Source organism: Proteus sp. G4380 (genome assembly GCF_963885725.1).
Lineage (GTDB): Bacteria > Pseudomonadota > Gammaproteobacteria > Enterobacterales > Enterobacteriaceae > Proteus > Proteus mirabilis.
On record NZ_CAWPAV010000180.1, the window covers coordinates 35,228 to 49,592 of the forward strand.

Here is a 14,365-nt window from a genome sequence, read left to right on the forward strand (position 1 = left end):
ACATGTTATCCGCGACAAGAAAAACGGTGACGCAGGGATTAACAGGTGCCATGATGGCAATCTTAATCACTGCAACACCGACAATGGCTCAAACAGAGAAGGACGTTATTATGATGCCACCGAAAGCGAATAAAATCCCCCATGTGATGACAGATCATGGTGACTCTCGTACTGATAATTATTATTGGCTTAGGGATGATGCACGCAAAGATAAACAAGTTATTGACTATCTTAAGGCTGAAAATGCTTATACTGAGTCAGTAATGGCAGCGGGCAAAACACTAGAAAATACGCTCTATAATGAGATGGTTGAGCGTATGGCACAAAATGATGCCTCAGTGCCTTATGACTATAATGGCTATACTTACCAAACCATTTACCAAGAAGGTAAAGACTTTCCTATTTATCAACGTAAACCAATAGGAAGTGATGGAGAATGGGAAATTCTTGTTGATGGTAATGAACGAGCTAAAGGACATGAGTTTTATCAATTAGGTGATTTAGCCATTAGTCCAGATAACAAACGTATTGCTATTGCTGAAGATAAAGAAGGACGTCGCAACTATACAGTTGCTTATAAAGATCTGACAGATAAAACATGGCAAGAGAATGTTTTAACCAATATTTCAGCGAATTTAGTATGGGCAAATGATAGCCAAACACTGTTCTATGTAGATAAAGATCCGCAAACTTTATTGCCATACCAAATTTATCGCCATCAATACGGTAGTGATAGAAAACAAGACGTGAAAATCTTTGAAGAGAATGATGATCGTTTTTATACCTGGATGGAAAAAAGCAAATCAGAAGATTATATTCTAGTCACTATTGCAAGCTCTACAACTTCTGAATATCGTTTAATTGATGCCAATGCACCAGAAAAACCCATGGTGGTTTTTTCTCCTCGCCAAGAAGGGCGAGAATATTATATCGATCATTTTAAAGGTGAATTTTATATTCGCTCTAATCATGAAAGTGAGCTATATGGTCTTTATAAAACGGCCTCTATCGATGCACCTTGGCAAACCGTAATTGCTCCTCAGCCAGAAGTAGACTTGGAAAGCTTCGAACTGTTTAATCGTTGGTTAGTGCTTGAAGAGCGCAAACAAGGTTTAGTGTCATTACGCCAAATTGATTGGAAAACAGGACAATCAACAAATATTATTTTTGATGATCCTGTCTATATGGCATGGCTAAGTGTCAATCCACAAGCTGATAGCGAAGAGTTACGTTTTGGTTATACCTCAATGACCACGCCTTCTTCTACCTATCAATGGAATATGCAAACCAAAGAAAAACAATTGCTTAAACAGCAGGAAGTGAAAGGCTTTAAGCATGATTTGTATGAAAGTGAACGTATTTGGGTAAAAGCACAAGATGGTGTCGAGGTGCCTGTATCGCTGGTTTATCGTAAAGACTTATTTAAGAAAGGCGAAAATCCAATCTTAATTTACGGTTATGGCTCTTACGGCAGCAGTATCGACCCCTCGTTTAGCTCTGCCCGTTTAAGTTTATTAGATAGAGGTTTTGTATATGCCATTGTCCATGTTAGAGGTGGTGGTGAATTAGGCAAACGTTGGTATAACCAAGGGAAAATGGAGCATAAAGTCAACTCCTTTACTGACTTTATCGACGCCACAAAATACCTTATTAACCAAGGTTATGGTGCACCCAAACATGTCTACGCGATGGGCGGTAGTGCTGGTGGATTACTTATGGGAGCCGTTATCAATATGGCACCTGAACTCTACCGTGGTGTTGTGGCTCAGGTACCATTTGTCGATGTTTTGACAACCATGCTGGATGCTTCTATTCCGCTCACAACAGGTGAATATGAAGAGTGGGGTGATCCTGCGGATAAAGACGTTTATTTCCGCTTAAAATCTTATAGCCCTTACGATAATGTTGAGGCTAAAGCCTATCCTCATTTATTGGTCACTACAGGTTTACATGATTCTCAAGTTCAATATTGGGAGCCGGCAAAATGGGTGGCTAAATTACGTGAATTAAAAACAGATAATAATTTACTTCTGCTTGAAACAGATATGAGTGCAGGACATGGAGGTAAATCCGGTCGTTTTAATCGTCTACGTGATACTGCGAGAGAATATGCCTTTATTTTAATGTTAGAGCAGCCTGATATTTATTTTAAGACACAAAATATCAAGTAATTAAACCAAGCCTTTTAAATTTTTAATGATTAGCCTGTCTCTCTTTAATGAGAGACAGGGTTAATGCTATTGATTCTTATCTTATAAAACAATAATAACAATATCGTTATTTATTAAATTAAATAACTTTTAGCTTATAGAAAGCAAAGTGAGCCTATTTAAATAAAACAAAGAATAGGTTTATTATGAAAACTCAATTAACAAGGAAAATACTTGGCTCTTGTATTCTATTTTCTGGTATTCATTCTCTGGTGTTTGCGGCTGAAACGGAAAAAACAGTTCAATTTAGTAGTTTAAAAGTCTCATCGGCACAAAAACAAACACCAGAGCAAAAAGCGTTAGCTAAGCCGGGGGCTTATAGCGCTATTGGTGAAATCAATAATCTTAGCTCGGTAGAACAAGCATTACGATCTACACCGGGAACTTACACCCAAATGGATGCCAGTCAGCCGGGTGTTGGGGTTAATATCCGGGGATTAAGTGGTTTTGGTCGAGTCAATATGATGATTGATGGGGTGACACAAACGATGTATAGCACGTCACCTAGCCAATATGCGCATGGTGGACAACCATACAACCAGTTTAATAGCATGATCGATCCTAACTTTATTGTGCAAATTGATATTTCTCGTGGTCAACAAGATGGTGAAAATAGTATTAATGCATTAGCGGGGAGTGCTAATTTTAAAACAATAGGTATTGATGATGTTTTATTTTCTAATCATCGTTGGGGAATAAGAAGTAAAGCGGCTCGAGGGACTAATGGATTAGGTTATAACGGTATGGTTGCGATTGCAGGAAAACAGTCGATATTTAATCATGATGGTTATATTGGCGCTATGTTTGCCATAAGTGGACATAATATTGAATCTTCTTATAAAAATGGGGCAGGTTTTAATAGTCATGAGTTTGCAACCACTAAAGACTTTAACCAAAAGCCACATTCTGAATTAGCAAAAATATCGTTTAAACCCAATGATTCTCATGAAATAGAATTAAGCGGTCGGTTTTATAATAATAAATTTAATCGAAGAACCATAGAGAGCCAAGATTATTATGCTAAATATCGTTATACCCCGCTAAACGATCTTTTTGATAGTGAAATATTATTGAGTAGAAGCCAAGCTTCGCAAAAATTTGCCGGTGACTCTTTAATGTCATTACGCAATGGGCATGCGAAAAATATTTCCAATGCACTTGTCGCTAAAAATACCAGTCGATTTAATTATCATGAGCTGGATATGGCACTAACATTAGGTACTAAACTGATGTCGATTGATTATAATCGAGAAGTGACAGCTCCTTCGAGCGATCCATGGCAATCACAAAATATGATTGAATACAATGTATTTGCTCCGCAAGGAAAAAACGACATCAGCAGTCTTTTTTCACAAATAAAATTTGAATACGATATTTATACCCTCGCATTAAATTTAAACTATACGGATTATCATATTAAAGGATATAAACCCGCTTGTGATCCCAAAGCAGCGTGTTTCCCTGAAGGTGCGATGAATGTTAATCGCCACGAAAAAGCGTGGGAGCCGGGAGCACTCTTTTCTGCACAAATTATCCCTGAATTTGAACCATTTATCAGTTATGCCCATACGACAAGGGCACCAAACCCACAGGAAATTTTCTTTGCTAATGAAGGTGGGGCATCGATGAACCCCTTTTTAAGAAGTGAGAAAGCGGATACTTTCCAAATAGGTTTTAATAGCTATCGCCCTGATTTAATTGTTGCCGGAGACAGCTTTCGCTTAAAAGCACTTTGGTATCATACTAAAGTTAAAAACTATATTTCCAGTGATTCTTATAATGTTTGTAAAGGGGGTAAACGTTGTAAAATCGATGGCACTTTTACTGACGATGACTACAGTGGCATGGAATACGATGGAAATATCTATTTATACACAAATAGCCTTGATCCTGTCACGATGAGAGGCTATGAACTACAAGTAAACTATGATGCTGATGTATTTTATACCACACTTTCTTATAGCAATGAGCGCACCTCACAACCCACTTCTCTTGCGATGGGGGATTTTGGGCAAAGTCCTGCATCAGAACTTCCCAAATACTACGCAACGATTGATGCTGGTGTGAGGTTATTCGATGACCGATCTCTCGAATTAGGCACCATCATTCAAATTACCGGTAAAAGTCGTAAAGCTTCAGCTGAAGGGTTTGATTTTGATACAGGCACTATTCCCATGGTCGAACAAGAAAAAATCCCTACCGTGATCAACGCGTACGCTAACTATCAAATGAATAAAAATGTGTCATTAAAATTTGCGGTACATAATCTCATGAATAAAAATTATTCAAATGCACTTGATAGAAGTAATTCAGCGCCAATTATGGATGAACAGGGACAAAATAAACAAACGGCTAGAGGCAGAAGTTTCCTGTTTGGTGGAGAAATTCGTTTTTAATATAAACGATAATATACCCTGAAAGCAGGGCGAAAGCGTTTTCTGCTATCCATCGTTACCAAGTAACACAAACGGCATCATTAAGATGCCGTTGTTATGGTTGCCATGTATGGTTTAAATGGATGACTTACTCTTGGGGGATGGTTTACGTTTAACAGATATTTTTTGTGTATTTATCACTTCACTGGTGATCCAGCCATCTTCAACACGCGTTTTTAGCGTATCACCTTTTTTAACTTGTTTCGTATTTTTCAGTACGTCACCTGAAGCAACTTCACTAATACTGTAACCACGAGAAAGGGTTGCGAGAGGACTCACACTTTCTAAACGTGAACAGCTAATTGCAAATTGTTCACGTTGACGAGCAAGCTGTTGTGAAATACTTTCTCTCATACGATAAATTAGCTGTTGTTGTTGGCGCAGTAGTGCTTGTATTTGAGGGCTTGGCTCTTGGTAATTAAGGCGTTTTTGTAGCTGAGTATGTTGATTCTGTTTTGTTTGTAGGAGGCGCTGAAAACTGGTCACTAAACGCTGTTTAGTTGCAGCCAATACATTTTGTTGGCGAGCAAGCCGTAAGTGCGGATGCTGTTGTTGTAAGCGATGATGAAGTTGTGTTAGTGCGCGTAATTTTTTTGCTAGATAATAATCCATTGCCATTTCAAGACGTTGTTGCTGTGACTGCAATTGGCGTAATAGCTCGAGTTTGTTGCGACTAATTAACTCAGCAGCGGCAGAAGGGGTTGGTGCTCTAAGATCGGCAATAAAATCAGCAATAGTCACATCGGTTTCATGACCCACGGCACTGACAATAGGAATATCACTAGCAAAAATAGCACGGGCTACGCGTTCATCGTTAAATGCCCAGAGATCTTCCAATGAGCCGCCACCTCGGCCGACAATTAGCACATCACATTCTTTACGACGGTTAGCCAATTCAATGGCATGGACTATCTGCATTGGTGCTTCCGCACCTTGAACGGCTGTGGGATAAATAATAATAGGTAATGAGGGATCACGACGACGTAGAATATTTAAAATATCGTGTAAGGCTGCGCCAGTTGAAGAGGTGATCACCCCAATTTGTTTAGCAGGTGTTGGTAGTGGTTTTTTATGAAGAGCATCAAATAAACCTTCAGCACTTAGTTTTTGTTTTAAAAGCTCAAATTGTTGCTGTAATAATCCATCACCCGCTGGTTGCATGCTTTCGACAATCAGTTGGTAATCACCACGGGGTTCGTACAGTGTGATAGTCGCACTTACTAATACTTGCTGACCATGTTGAGGGCGAAAAGTGACTTTTGTGTTTTGACCGCGAAACATCGCCGCTCTAATTTGAGCATGGGTATCTTTTAACGTGAAATACCAATGACCAGAAGCAGGTTGAGTAAAATTGGAAATTTCAGCACTGATCCAAATGCGACCCATTTCCATTTCTAATAACTGGCGAACGGTCTTATTTAGACGGCTAACAGTAAAAATATTATTGTTTATCGGTAGAGTCATGTGAGCCAGATCAAATTTTAAAACAAAGACTTAATTGACTGATACTACCTAAGTTAGCCAGAGGATCAATAAAAATTTTCAAAAAAAGCTAGAAGCAACCGATTACGGTGTGTATAATGCCGCGGCAATATTTTCCATTTCTTAAAAGCCGCCTTGGTGAGATATTGCTATGTTACGAATTAAAAAAGAAGCACTTACATTTGATGATGTTTTGTTAGTTCCTGCACACTCGACTGTCCTTCCTAATACTGCTGATTTATCTACTCAACTGACTGAAACAATTCGCTTAAATGTGCCTATGCTTTCTGCTGCAATGGATACTGTGACTGAAGCATCTTTAGCTATTGCATTAGCTCAAGAAGGTGGAATTGGTTTTATCCACAAAAACATGCCTATCGAACGCCAAGCTGAAGAAGTTCGTCGTGTTAAAAAACATGAAAGCGGTGTTGTGACGGATCCTATCACGGTAACACCAGAAACTTCTTTACGCGAAGTCCAAGCAATGACAGAACGTAATGGTTTTGCTGGCTATCCGGTAGTGACTAAAGACAATGAATTAGTGGGTATTATTACTGGTCGCGATGTTCGCTTTGTCACTGATTTAGATCAACCTGTCACTGCGGTAATGACGCCAAAAGAGCGTTTAGTTACCGTTAAAGAAGGTGAAGCGCGTGATGTTGTTATGCAAAAAATGCATGAGAAGCGCGTAGAAAAAGCCTTAGTAGTCGATGATCATTTCCACTTAAAAGGCATGATCACCGTTAAAGATTTCAAAAAAGCAGAACGCAAGCCTAATGCATGTAAAGATGAGCATGGTCGTTTACGTGTAGGTGCTGCGGTTGGCGCTGGTGCAGGTAACGAAGAGCGTATCGCCGCATTAGTGGCAGCTGGTGTTGATGTTCTTCTTATCGACTCCTCACATGGTCATTCCGAAGGGGTATTACAGCGTATTCGTGAAACTCGCGCTTTATATCCAAACTTACCTATTATTGGGGGGAATGTGGCAACCGCAGAAGGGGCTTTAGCGCTGGCGGATGCAGGTGTGAGTGCTGTTAAAGTGGGTATTGGCCCTGGCTCTATTTGTACCACTCGTATCGTAACAGGTGTTGGGGTTCCACAAATCACTGCGATTGCTGATGCTGTTGAAGCACTGAAAGATCGCAATATTCCGGTGATTGCTGATGGTGGTATTCGTTTCTCTGGTGATATTGCTAAAGCATTAGCCGCTGGAGCAGCATGTGTAATGGTTGGCTCTATGTTTGCAGGCACAGAAGAATCTCCGGGTGAAATCGAGCTATTCCAAGGTCGCTCTTATAAATCTTACCGTGGTATGGGCTCTTTAGGCGCAATGTCTAAAGGTTCATCAGATCGTTATTTCCAAACTGATAATGCAGCAGACAAATTAGTACCAGAAGGTATTGAAGGTCGTGTGGCATATAAAGGCTTACTGAAAAATATCGTTCACCAACAAATGGGTGGCTTACGTTCATGTATGGGCTTAACAGGCTGTGCAACCATCAAAGAATTAAATACCAAAGCTGAATTTGTTCGCATCAGTGGTGCGGGTATTCAGGAAAGCCATGTTCATGATGTGACTATCACGAAAGAATCGCCTAACTATCGTTTAGGTATGTAATTATTCGAGAAAGGCTTGAAAACAGAAAATGTTAACAAGCCTTTCAATTTAATGACTTTTTATTTGTTTTGGAATTCACCACAAATGACAGCAAATATCCATAATCATCGCATTCTTATCCTTGATTTCGGTTCGCAATATACACAGCTTATTGCTCGCCGTATTCGCGAAATCGGCGTTTATTGTGAACTCTGGGCATGGGATGTTACCGAAGAACAAATTCGTCAATTTAACCCCAATGGTATTATTCTGTCTGGTGGCCCTGAAAGTACTACAGAAGACAATAGCCCACGCGCTCCGGAATACGTCTTTAATGCGGGTGTGCCGGTATTAGGCATCTGCTATGGCATGCAAACTATGTCTATGCAATTAGGCGGTGATGTTGAAGTCTCAGGTGAGCGTGAATTTGGTTATTCACAAGTTGAGATCCGCGAAACCTGCGAACTGTTCCGTGATATTCAAGACTCCGTAAGTGAAGATGGCAAACCTTTATTAGATGTATGGATGAGCCACGGTGATAAAGTTACGGCTATTCCTGCTGATTTTGTCACTATTGCTAGCACTGAAACTTGCCCATTTGCGATTATGGCAAATGAAGAGAAACGTTTCTATGGTGTACAGTTCCACCCAGAAGTTACTCATACCCATCAAGGTTTAGCCATTTTAAAACGCTTTGTGTTAGATATCTGTGGTTGTGACGCATTATGGACATCCGCGGCGATTATTGAAGATACTGTTGCTCGTTTAAAACAACAAATTGGCGACGATCACGTTATTCTCGCGCTATCGGGTGGTGTAGACTCTTCTGTTACCGCATTATTATTAAATCGTGCCATTGGTAAACGCTTAACCTGTGTATTTGTTGATAATGGCTTATTACGCCTTAACGAAGCCGAACAAGTTATGGCGATGTTTAAAGGCAAATTTGACCTCAATATTATCCATGTTGAAGCTGAAGATCGTTTCTTAACTGCGCTAAAAGGTGAAAACGATCCGGAGAAAAAACGCAAAATTATCGGTCATACCTTCATTGAAATCTTTGATGAAGAAGCGGTTAAATTACCGCAAGTCAAATGGCTAGCACAAGGCACAATCTATCCTGATGTGATTGAATCAGCCGCATCTGCAACAGGTAAAGCGCATGTGATCAAATCACACCATAACGTAGGTGGCTTACCTGAAGATATGAAGTTAGGTTTAGTGGAGCCATTAAAAGAACTATTTAAAGATGAAGTGCGTAAAATCGGACTTGAGTTAGGTTTACCTTACGACATGCTATACCGTCATCCATTCCCAGGACCAGGTTTAGGGGTGCGCGTATTGGGTGAAATCAAGAAAGAGTATTGTGATTTACTACGTCGTGCTGATGCTATCTTTATTGAAGAGCTACATAAAGCCGATTTATACAATAAAGTCAGCCAAGCATTTACAGTATTCCTACCTGTCCGTTCAGTGGGTGTTATGGGTGATGGCCGTAAATACGATTGGGTAGTTTCATTACGTGCTGTAGAAACCGTAGACTTTATGACTGCACATTGGGCACACCTACCTTACGATTTCTTAGGCCGTGTTTCTAACCGCATTATCAATGAAGTAAATGGTATTTCTCGCGTGGTTTATGATATCAGCGGAAAACCACCAGCAACGATTGAGTGGGAATAAAATAACGTTTATCAGCAATAGTTGATAAAGGTTAAAAAAACAAGAGCCATCAGTAAGTTACTGGTGGCTTTTTTGTTTTCTATGGTTAGTAATGGTTGACAAGAACCGAAAAAAATGACGGTATATGTGACGGTGTCATTTATAAATAAAAATAATTTCAGCCAAACACCGTCGCAATAAAATCTATTTTTTGACGGTGTTTTGCCGAAAGGTGAAAGCATGCTAACCGATACAAAATTAAAAAGCTTAAAGCCAAAAGAGAAGCTTTATAAAGTCGCAGATCGAGATGGTTTATACGTGGCAGTCAATACTGGCGGGACTTTATCGTTTCGATATGACTATCGATTTAATGGGAGAAGAGAGACGATATACTTTGGTAGTTATGGTCCTGACGGTGTTTCGTTAGCTAAAGCGAGAGAAATGCTAATTGAAGCCAAAAAACTCTTAAATGCAGGTATATCACCGGCTTCGAGAAAACGTGACGGTGTGGAGTCGAAAAAGAATAAGACGGTGTTTCGTGAGTATACCGTCAGATATCTTAATGATGCTCAATATGCTGACTCTACAAGGGCCATGAAAGAAGCAATTATTGAAAAAGAAATCTATCCCGTATTCGGCAAGCTTCAGCTAGAAGAGATCACCACACCAAGGCTTAGGGCATTGTGTGAAAAGATAAAAGATAGGGGAGCAAAAGCGACCGCATTACAAGTGCGTGAGATTGTTGGCTCTGTTTTTACTTACGCCATAGATAGAGGTTATGAAGTTAGTAACCCAGCAGATGCAATAAAAGCCTCTTCCATAGGGACTTTTCAAGCGCGCGAAAGGGCAATGTCGCCGAAAGAAATCGGTATCTTATTTCGTGAACTAGAAAACTATAGTTGTTATCCAACCTTAAAATTGGCCGTTAAATTTGTCTTGTTAACATTAGTTAGAAAGTCTGAGTTTATTCATGCTACATGGGATGAAATAGACTTTAAAAATAGACAATGGGTGATCCCTAAAGGGCGAATGAAGGGGAGAAAAGAGCATGTTATTTATCTCTCTGATCAAGCAATGGATATCCTAACTGGTATGAAAGTTTGTGCGATGGGAAGTGATTACTTAATGCCTGGTCGATATGATATTAAAAAGCCACTTTCTAATGCTGCATTGAATAACGTGATTGATGGCACCGTAAAACGTATCAATGAAAAAGGTATTGAGTTCGAACCAGTTACTGTTCACGATTTACGACGCACAGCAAGCACGCTATTGCACGAAGCAGGTTATAACTCAGATTGGATAGAGAAGTGTTTAGCACACGTTCAAAATGGCGTTAGAGCCGTTTACAACAAGGCTGAATATGCTGAACAGCGCAGGAAGATGTTACAAGAGTGGGCTGATATGGTGGATGAATGGATAAAAGAGAAAGATTAACGCTTTGTCATTCTTCGCCAAGTGTTTTATAAGCAAGTAGTGACGATAGGTAAAGCACACCAACAACAGGCCAGATTGTTGAGTAAAACAGTCTGGCCACAATATCTTTTATATTGTCGCTTTCGTGCTTAGATTCTGAAAACAGATACCCAGCAAGCCATAAGTACACGGCTAATAACGTGAGTACAATAATCATTATCCGTTTTTCCTTTTGTACTGAGCGTGATCATCACCACACTCTTTAGAACAGTAAGCGCTGTTCTCTGTTACTGGCTCTTCACGACACCAGATACAAAACCCAGTTAAGCTTTTTGCTGGTGGCTCTCTGTTTGCTAATGCGGTATTGATTTGTAGAGCCGTTAAGTCATTAGCATCATCTGCGATATCAGGCATATTTATTCCTTACAAATAAAATGAGAATTGATAAGTTCGATACTGTTGTTAGGACATTGATCGCCCCATGTATCCCAACCTTGTGACATGTCACGAGCGAATAGCTCAATGCGACTTACATCACCGTACAATTGTTCAAGACGGTTTTTTACTTCCCACGGCTTTTCGCTATGCTCACCTAAACAACTAAATACGATTTGCTTAACGCTAGCACTAATGCGCTGTAACCCATTGCCTCGAGTAGCGATTAAAACATCTTCACTATTGGCTCTGGTGTAGTTCCCCCCATTCATTTTTGTTTCAGCATCTAATAGTTCAAACAGGTCGTGATAATCAAATAACTCACTGTTTTGAATAGCCTTATCAATTCGTTGCCATGCTAAAGGGTTAAACTTAACCCATGTAAAAGCTTTCATTGTGCGCACTTTAAAGCCCCAAGCTTCTGCTAATTTAATAGCCTCGAGTACAAAATTACCTGTATACCACATGGCAAGAACTGCGTTATCAGATGCGATAGAATGAATAGGGATATGAGTTAAATTGAAGAGGGAGGTTGTTGGATAATGATTTTTAGCAGCACCGTTTGAAACTTTATTTTTGTAATCCCACGGAGGATCACAATAGATAAGGTCGTATTTTTTCATTTAACCTCCTTAAGAAAAGAGATCCAGTGCGTCTTATCATTTTTACCTACACGCTGTACTGCTGTTGGTTTTTGGTCTGTTAGTGCTAAAATTTGTTTAACAGGTATTTGGGTTTCATTCCATTTGAACAGCAATGTTCCTCCAGGCCTAAGCACTCTAAATGCTTCACTAAATCCTTTTGATAAATCTTCTCTCCATGAGTCTTTATTTAATGCGCCGTATTTTTTAAACATCCAACTATTTTTGCCAACTCTAATTAAATGAGGAGGGTCAAATAGCACCTGATAAAAAGTATTATCTGGTAAGGGAAGGTTTTTAAAATCAGAAATAACATCAGGTGTTATATTTAAAATTCTTCCATCACATAAAATATGTTCTTCTGCTCTAATATCATTAAATAAAACTCGGTCGTCTTGTTTATCAAAATAAAACATACGAGAGCCACAACACATATCAAGTATTGGCTTCATTGTATCCTCTGAATTTTAGGTATAAAAAACCCTGCAATGCAGGGTGGTTAGTCGCTCAATCTATTTAAATTTTCTTTTATTTTATCTTTGGTGTTATGTAAGAAGTTAATTAATTCATTTTTATCTATGCAGTGATAAAACTCATTAGGAACATCTGGGAGATACATATGTGCATATATAATATATTGTGAAGTTTTATTAAAAAATTCTTCATTTAACGAATCAATATCTAGGATGAAATTAAATAAACCCAAACTCGCATGTATATTATTCCTATCTAAAAATTCATTGCTATTTAATCTAAGGTTTATTTTATAAAACAAAGGGTTATCGTGCTGTAAGACCTTAACATAGCGCAAGTCGTTTTTCTGCATTTCTATTTGCTGAAATTCCCCTTCATTATTAATGAGATGTAAAACATTATTAATTTTTTTTAGGAATTCTTTAGCCTTTATATTAACAAAATAAAGTAACTTTCTATCTATCTCTCTTTGTTTACTTTTATTATCTTTTTTTTGCCAAAAATAAACACCGATAGTTGCCAAAATCCCCAATGATGATAAAACACTTGATCCAGCAACAACCAAATCAACCCAATCTCTTTCGTTCATAAGCCCTCCTTATTTAAAGCGGGGATCATACTCACATCCATGTGACTAATCCACTGTCAAAACGCCTCCTTAACTCACCTTTATTTGTTTTAATGCCTCACGAACAGCGTTTAATCGTGATTCCATTCTTAGATATTGAGGGTTAGGAATAGTGGGCCAGTTTTCATCCCATGGGTCATCACCAAATAATCCAAGCAACTTGCCACCTATAAAACTATTACAGCAATCATCTTTAACATTATCTGATGCTTCGATTAAATCCCAATACTCCCTTGCTTCGTGTTTATCTATTTCATCATCTTTGCGCAGTTCGATAACTTGCTTTTTAGCGTATTCAGCATTTGCATCGTTATCAGCGTCTATCTCAGAGATTAAATTAGAATCTAACTTGCCTATCCAGTAGTGATTGTTAATCCTATGAATAAACTCAATTAGTGAGCTACCCATCGAGCCCCAAAAGCAAGACCATGAATTGCCCCATTCGCTAATTGTGACACGACCGTTTTGATTATCTCCATAATCCTCAAGGTAAACATGGATAGGGTCGTGTCGCTCAACATCTGTTATTACTAACTTAGTAACTTGAGATTGTTCAATTTTCATCACTCCACCTTTTTAAACTCAATAACCCATACCCATTCGTTGCTTACCCAGCTGTCTTTTCCGTATATATCTATCCATATTTGATCGAACCATGAACGCGAAAAATCAGGGAAACCATACTCACGCGATACAGCGTCAATGGAGGCGTGATTTGGTGGCGCACCTTCTTTCATTGCGTCTTGCTGTGATATTTCCTGAACCTGTTGCAACCAAATATCAGTAATTTCAATTTTTCCTTTGATATTACCGTCCTTGTTTGCAATGTTGATAATGTCGCCAATCTCACCATACGGGCAATCAACATCAACAAATCCATGCCGCCATGCTGCGCATACTTGCTCTGATAGTGTGTAACCATCTTGCCATGCACTAAGATAGCGTAACCCATCTTCGGTTACTTTTGGTTGTGGTTTAATCGGCCTGCGTGTCTGCGTTTTTCTGCCATCTATGACCGCCTTTAGCATTACATCGTTAAACTTGATTCTGTCTTTCATATTCATTCTTCCGCATTGCATCCTTATACTGAGTTCTTTGGTTAACGGGTAGGGGTTAGACGTTACTCACAAACTGCCCAGCTTCATTACGCTTACGTTCGGTGTAACACTTGGGTGTCTCTCTTGATTTAGCTTTCTTATCTATCCATTCATATACTTCATGAGCCTCCCATGCCACGCAACGCACCGACAAATACATACGCTTTGGAAAATCACCTTTTTTCTCTAAAGTGCGAATAGTTGATCGAGAAAGTCCTGTTAGCTTTAAAACTGCAGGCATACGAATAGGGTTGGTAGGTAATTTAATATTCATATTTAAACTCCTTG

At 39.1% G+C, this 14,365-nt stretch carries 14 protein-coding genes; 5 read left to right on the plus strand and 9 right to left on the minus strand.

The window, feature by feature from the left end; genetic code table 11:
- Positions 1 to 2: 2 nt before the first annotated feature.
- Positions 3 to 2,171, plus strand: a complete 2,169-nt coding sequence (locus AACU98_RS15980; protein ID WP_017628041.1) for a S9 family peptidase — start codon at positions 3 to 5, stop codon at positions 2,169 to 2,171.
- Between the two features lie 185 nt (positions 2,172 to 2,356).
- Entirely contained in the window at positions 2,357 to 4,606 is a 2,250-nt protein-coding gene (locus AACU98_RS15985; RefSeq protein ID WP_155289910.1) for a TonB-dependent receptor domain-containing protein, read from the plus strand.
- A gap of 114 nt (positions 4,607 to 4,720) precedes the next feature.
- Here the strand turns inward: AACU98_RS15985 and xseA are convergent, their stop codons facing one another.
- Complete coding sequence (xseA, locus tag AACU98_RS15990) at positions 4,721 to 6,109, minus strand: exodeoxyribonuclease VII large subunit (protein ID WP_161735098.1); 1,389 nt, start codon at positions 6,107 to 6,109, stop codon at positions 4,721 to 4,723.
- 169 nt (positions 6,110 to 6,278) lie between these two features.
- Between xseA and guaB the strand changes: the two genes are divergently transcribed.
- The 3 genes from guaB (at position 6,279) to AACU98_RS16005 (ending at position 10,823) form a co-directional block, all read left to right on the plus strand.
- Positions 6,279 to 7,745: an IMP dehydrogenase gene (gene guaB, locus AACU98_RS15995; RefSeq protein ID WP_004243391.1), complete on the plus strand. Its 1,467-nt coding sequence runs from the start codon at positions 6,279 to 6,281 to the stop codon at positions 7,743 to 7,745.
- A gap of 84 nt (positions 7,746 to 7,829) precedes the next feature.
- Positions 7,830 to 9,407 carry a glutamine-hydrolyzing GMP synthase gene (guaA, locus tag AACU98_RS16000; protein ID WP_004248265.1) on the plus strand — a complete coding sequence of 526 codons (1,578 nt, stop codon included), beginning with the start codon at positions 7,830 to 7,832 and terminating at the stop codon, positions 9,405 to 9,407.
- A gap of 219 nt (positions 9,408 to 9,626) precedes the next feature.
- On the plus strand, positions 9,627 to 10,823 hold the full coding sequence (locus AACU98_RS16005; RefSeq protein ID WP_135000048.1) for a tyrosine-type recombinase/integrase: 1,197 nt from the start codon (positions 9,627 to 9,629) through the stop codon (positions 10,821 to 10,823).
- A gap of 7 nt (positions 10,824 to 10,830) precedes the next feature.
- Here AACU98_RS16005 and AACU98_RS16010 read toward each other — a convergent pair whose 3' ends face one another.
- The 8 genes from AACU98_RS16010 to AACU98_RS16045 form a co-directional block, all read right to left on the minus strand.
- Positions 10,831 to 11,019, minus strand: coding sequence for a hypothetical protein (locus tag AACU98_RS16010; RefSeq protein ID WP_004250848.1), 189 nt, complete (start codon positions 11,017 to 11,019; stop codon positions 10,831 to 10,833).
- Positions 11,019 to 11,216 carry a hypothetical protein gene (locus AACU98_RS16015; protein WP_036936127.1) on the minus strand — a complete coding sequence of 66 codons (198 nt, stop codon included), beginning with the start codon at positions 11,214 to 11,216 and terminating at the stop codon, positions 11,019 to 11,021. The genes AACU98_RS16010 and AACU98_RS16015 overlap by 1 nt, the downstream gene beginning before the upstream one ends.
- Positions 11,217 to 11,218: 2 nt before the next feature.
- Positions 11,219 to 11,860, minus strand: a complete 642-nt coding sequence (locus AACU98_RS16020) for an MT-A70 family methyltransferase (protein WP_161735101.1) — start codon at positions 11,858 to 11,860, stop codon at positions 11,219 to 11,221.
- Positions 11,857 to 12,330, minus strand: a complete 474-nt coding sequence (locus tag AACU98_RS16025) for a class I SAM-dependent methyltransferase (protein WP_161735104.1) — start codon at positions 12,328 to 12,330, stop codon at positions 11,857 to 11,859. Before AACU98_RS16025 ends, AACU98_RS16020 begins: the two co-directional genes overlap by 4 nt.
- A gap of 47 nt (positions 12,331 to 12,377) precedes the next feature.
- Positions 12,378 to 12,941 (minus strand): hypothetical protein, encoded by a 564-nt coding sequence (locus AACU98_RS16030; protein WP_161735107.1) that lies wholly within the window; start codon positions 12,939 to 12,941, stop codon positions 12,378 to 12,380.
- 69 nt (positions 12,942 to 13,010) lie between these two features.
- On the minus strand, positions 13,011 to 13,544 hold the full coding sequence (locus AACU98_RS16035) for a hypothetical protein (RefSeq protein WP_161735110.1): 534 nt from the start codon (positions 13,542 to 13,544) through the stop codon (positions 13,011 to 13,013).
- On the minus strand, positions 13,544 to 14,038 hold the full coding sequence (locus AACU98_RS16040; RefSeq protein WP_161735113.1) for an ASCH domain-containing protein: 495 nt from the start codon (positions 14,036 to 14,038) through the stop codon (positions 13,544 to 13,546). The genes AACU98_RS16035 and AACU98_RS16040 overlap by 1 nt, the downstream gene beginning before the upstream one ends.
- Positions 14,039 to 14,093: 55 nt before the next feature.
- A complete protein-coding gene (locus AACU98_RS16045; protein ID WP_049203698.1) occupies positions 14,094 to 14,351 on the minus strand; it encodes a helix-turn-helix transcriptional regulator in 258 nt (85 codons plus the stop codon).
- Positions 14,352 to 14,365 lie beyond the last annotated feature (14 nt).

Excerpts from the sequence above, each read along its gene's own strand:
- guaB (WP_004243391.1), top strand. The coding sequence starts at position 6,279 with ATGTTACGAATTAAAAAAGAAGCACTTACATTTGATGATGTTTTGTTA.
- guaA (WP_004248265.1), top strand. The coding sequence starts at position 7,830 with ATGACAGCAAATATCCATAATCATCGCATTCTTATCCTTGATTTCGGT.
- AACU98_RS16025 (WP_161735104.1), bottom strand. The coding sequence starts at position 12,330 with ATGAAGCCAATACTTGATATGTGTTGTGGCTCTCGTATGTTTTATTTT.
- AACU98_RS15985 (WP_155289910.1), top strand. The coding sequence starts at position 2,357 with ATGAAAACTCAATTAACAAGGAAAATACTTGGCTCTTGTATTCTATTT.
- AACU98_RS15980 (WP_017628041.1), top strand. The coding sequence starts at position 3 with ATGTTATCCGCGACAAGAAAAACGGTGACGCAGGGATTAACAGGTGCC.
- AACU98_RS16005 (WP_135000048.1), top strand. The coding sequence starts at position 9,627 with ATGCTAACCGATACAAAATTAAAAAGCTTAAAGCCAAAAGAGAAGCTT.
- AACU98_RS16045 (WP_049203698.1), bottom strand. The coding sequence starts at position 14,351 with ATGAATATTAAATTACCTACCAACCCTATTCGTATGCCTGCAGTTTTA.
- AACU98_RS16040 (WP_161735113.1), bottom strand. The coding sequence starts at position 14,038 with ATGAAAGACAGAATCAAGTTTAACGATGTAATGCTAAAGGCGGTCATA.
- AACU98_RS16015 (WP_036936127.1), bottom strand. The coding sequence starts at position 11,216 with ATGCCTGATATCGCAGATGATGCTAATGACTTAACGGCTCTACAAATC.
- xseA (WP_161735098.1), bottom strand. The coding sequence starts at position 6,109 with ATGACTCTACCGATAAACAATAATATTTTTACTGTTAGCCGTCTAAAT.
- AACU98_RS16030 (WP_161735107.1), bottom strand. The coding sequence starts at position 12,941 with ATGAACGAAAGAGATTGGGTTGATTTGGTTGTTGCTGGATCAAGTGTT.
- AACU98_RS16010 (WP_004250848.1), bottom strand. The coding sequence starts at position 11,019 with ATGATTATTGTACTCACGTTATTAGCCGTGTACTTATGGCTTGCTGGG.
- AACU98_RS16020 (WP_161735101.1), bottom strand. The coding sequence starts at position 11,860 with ATGAAAAAATACGACCTTATCTATTGTGATCCTCCGTGGGATTACAAA.
- AACU98_RS16035 (WP_161735110.1), bottom strand. The coding sequence starts at position 13,544 with ATGAAAATTGAACAATCTCAAGTTACTAAGTTAGTAATAACAGATGTT.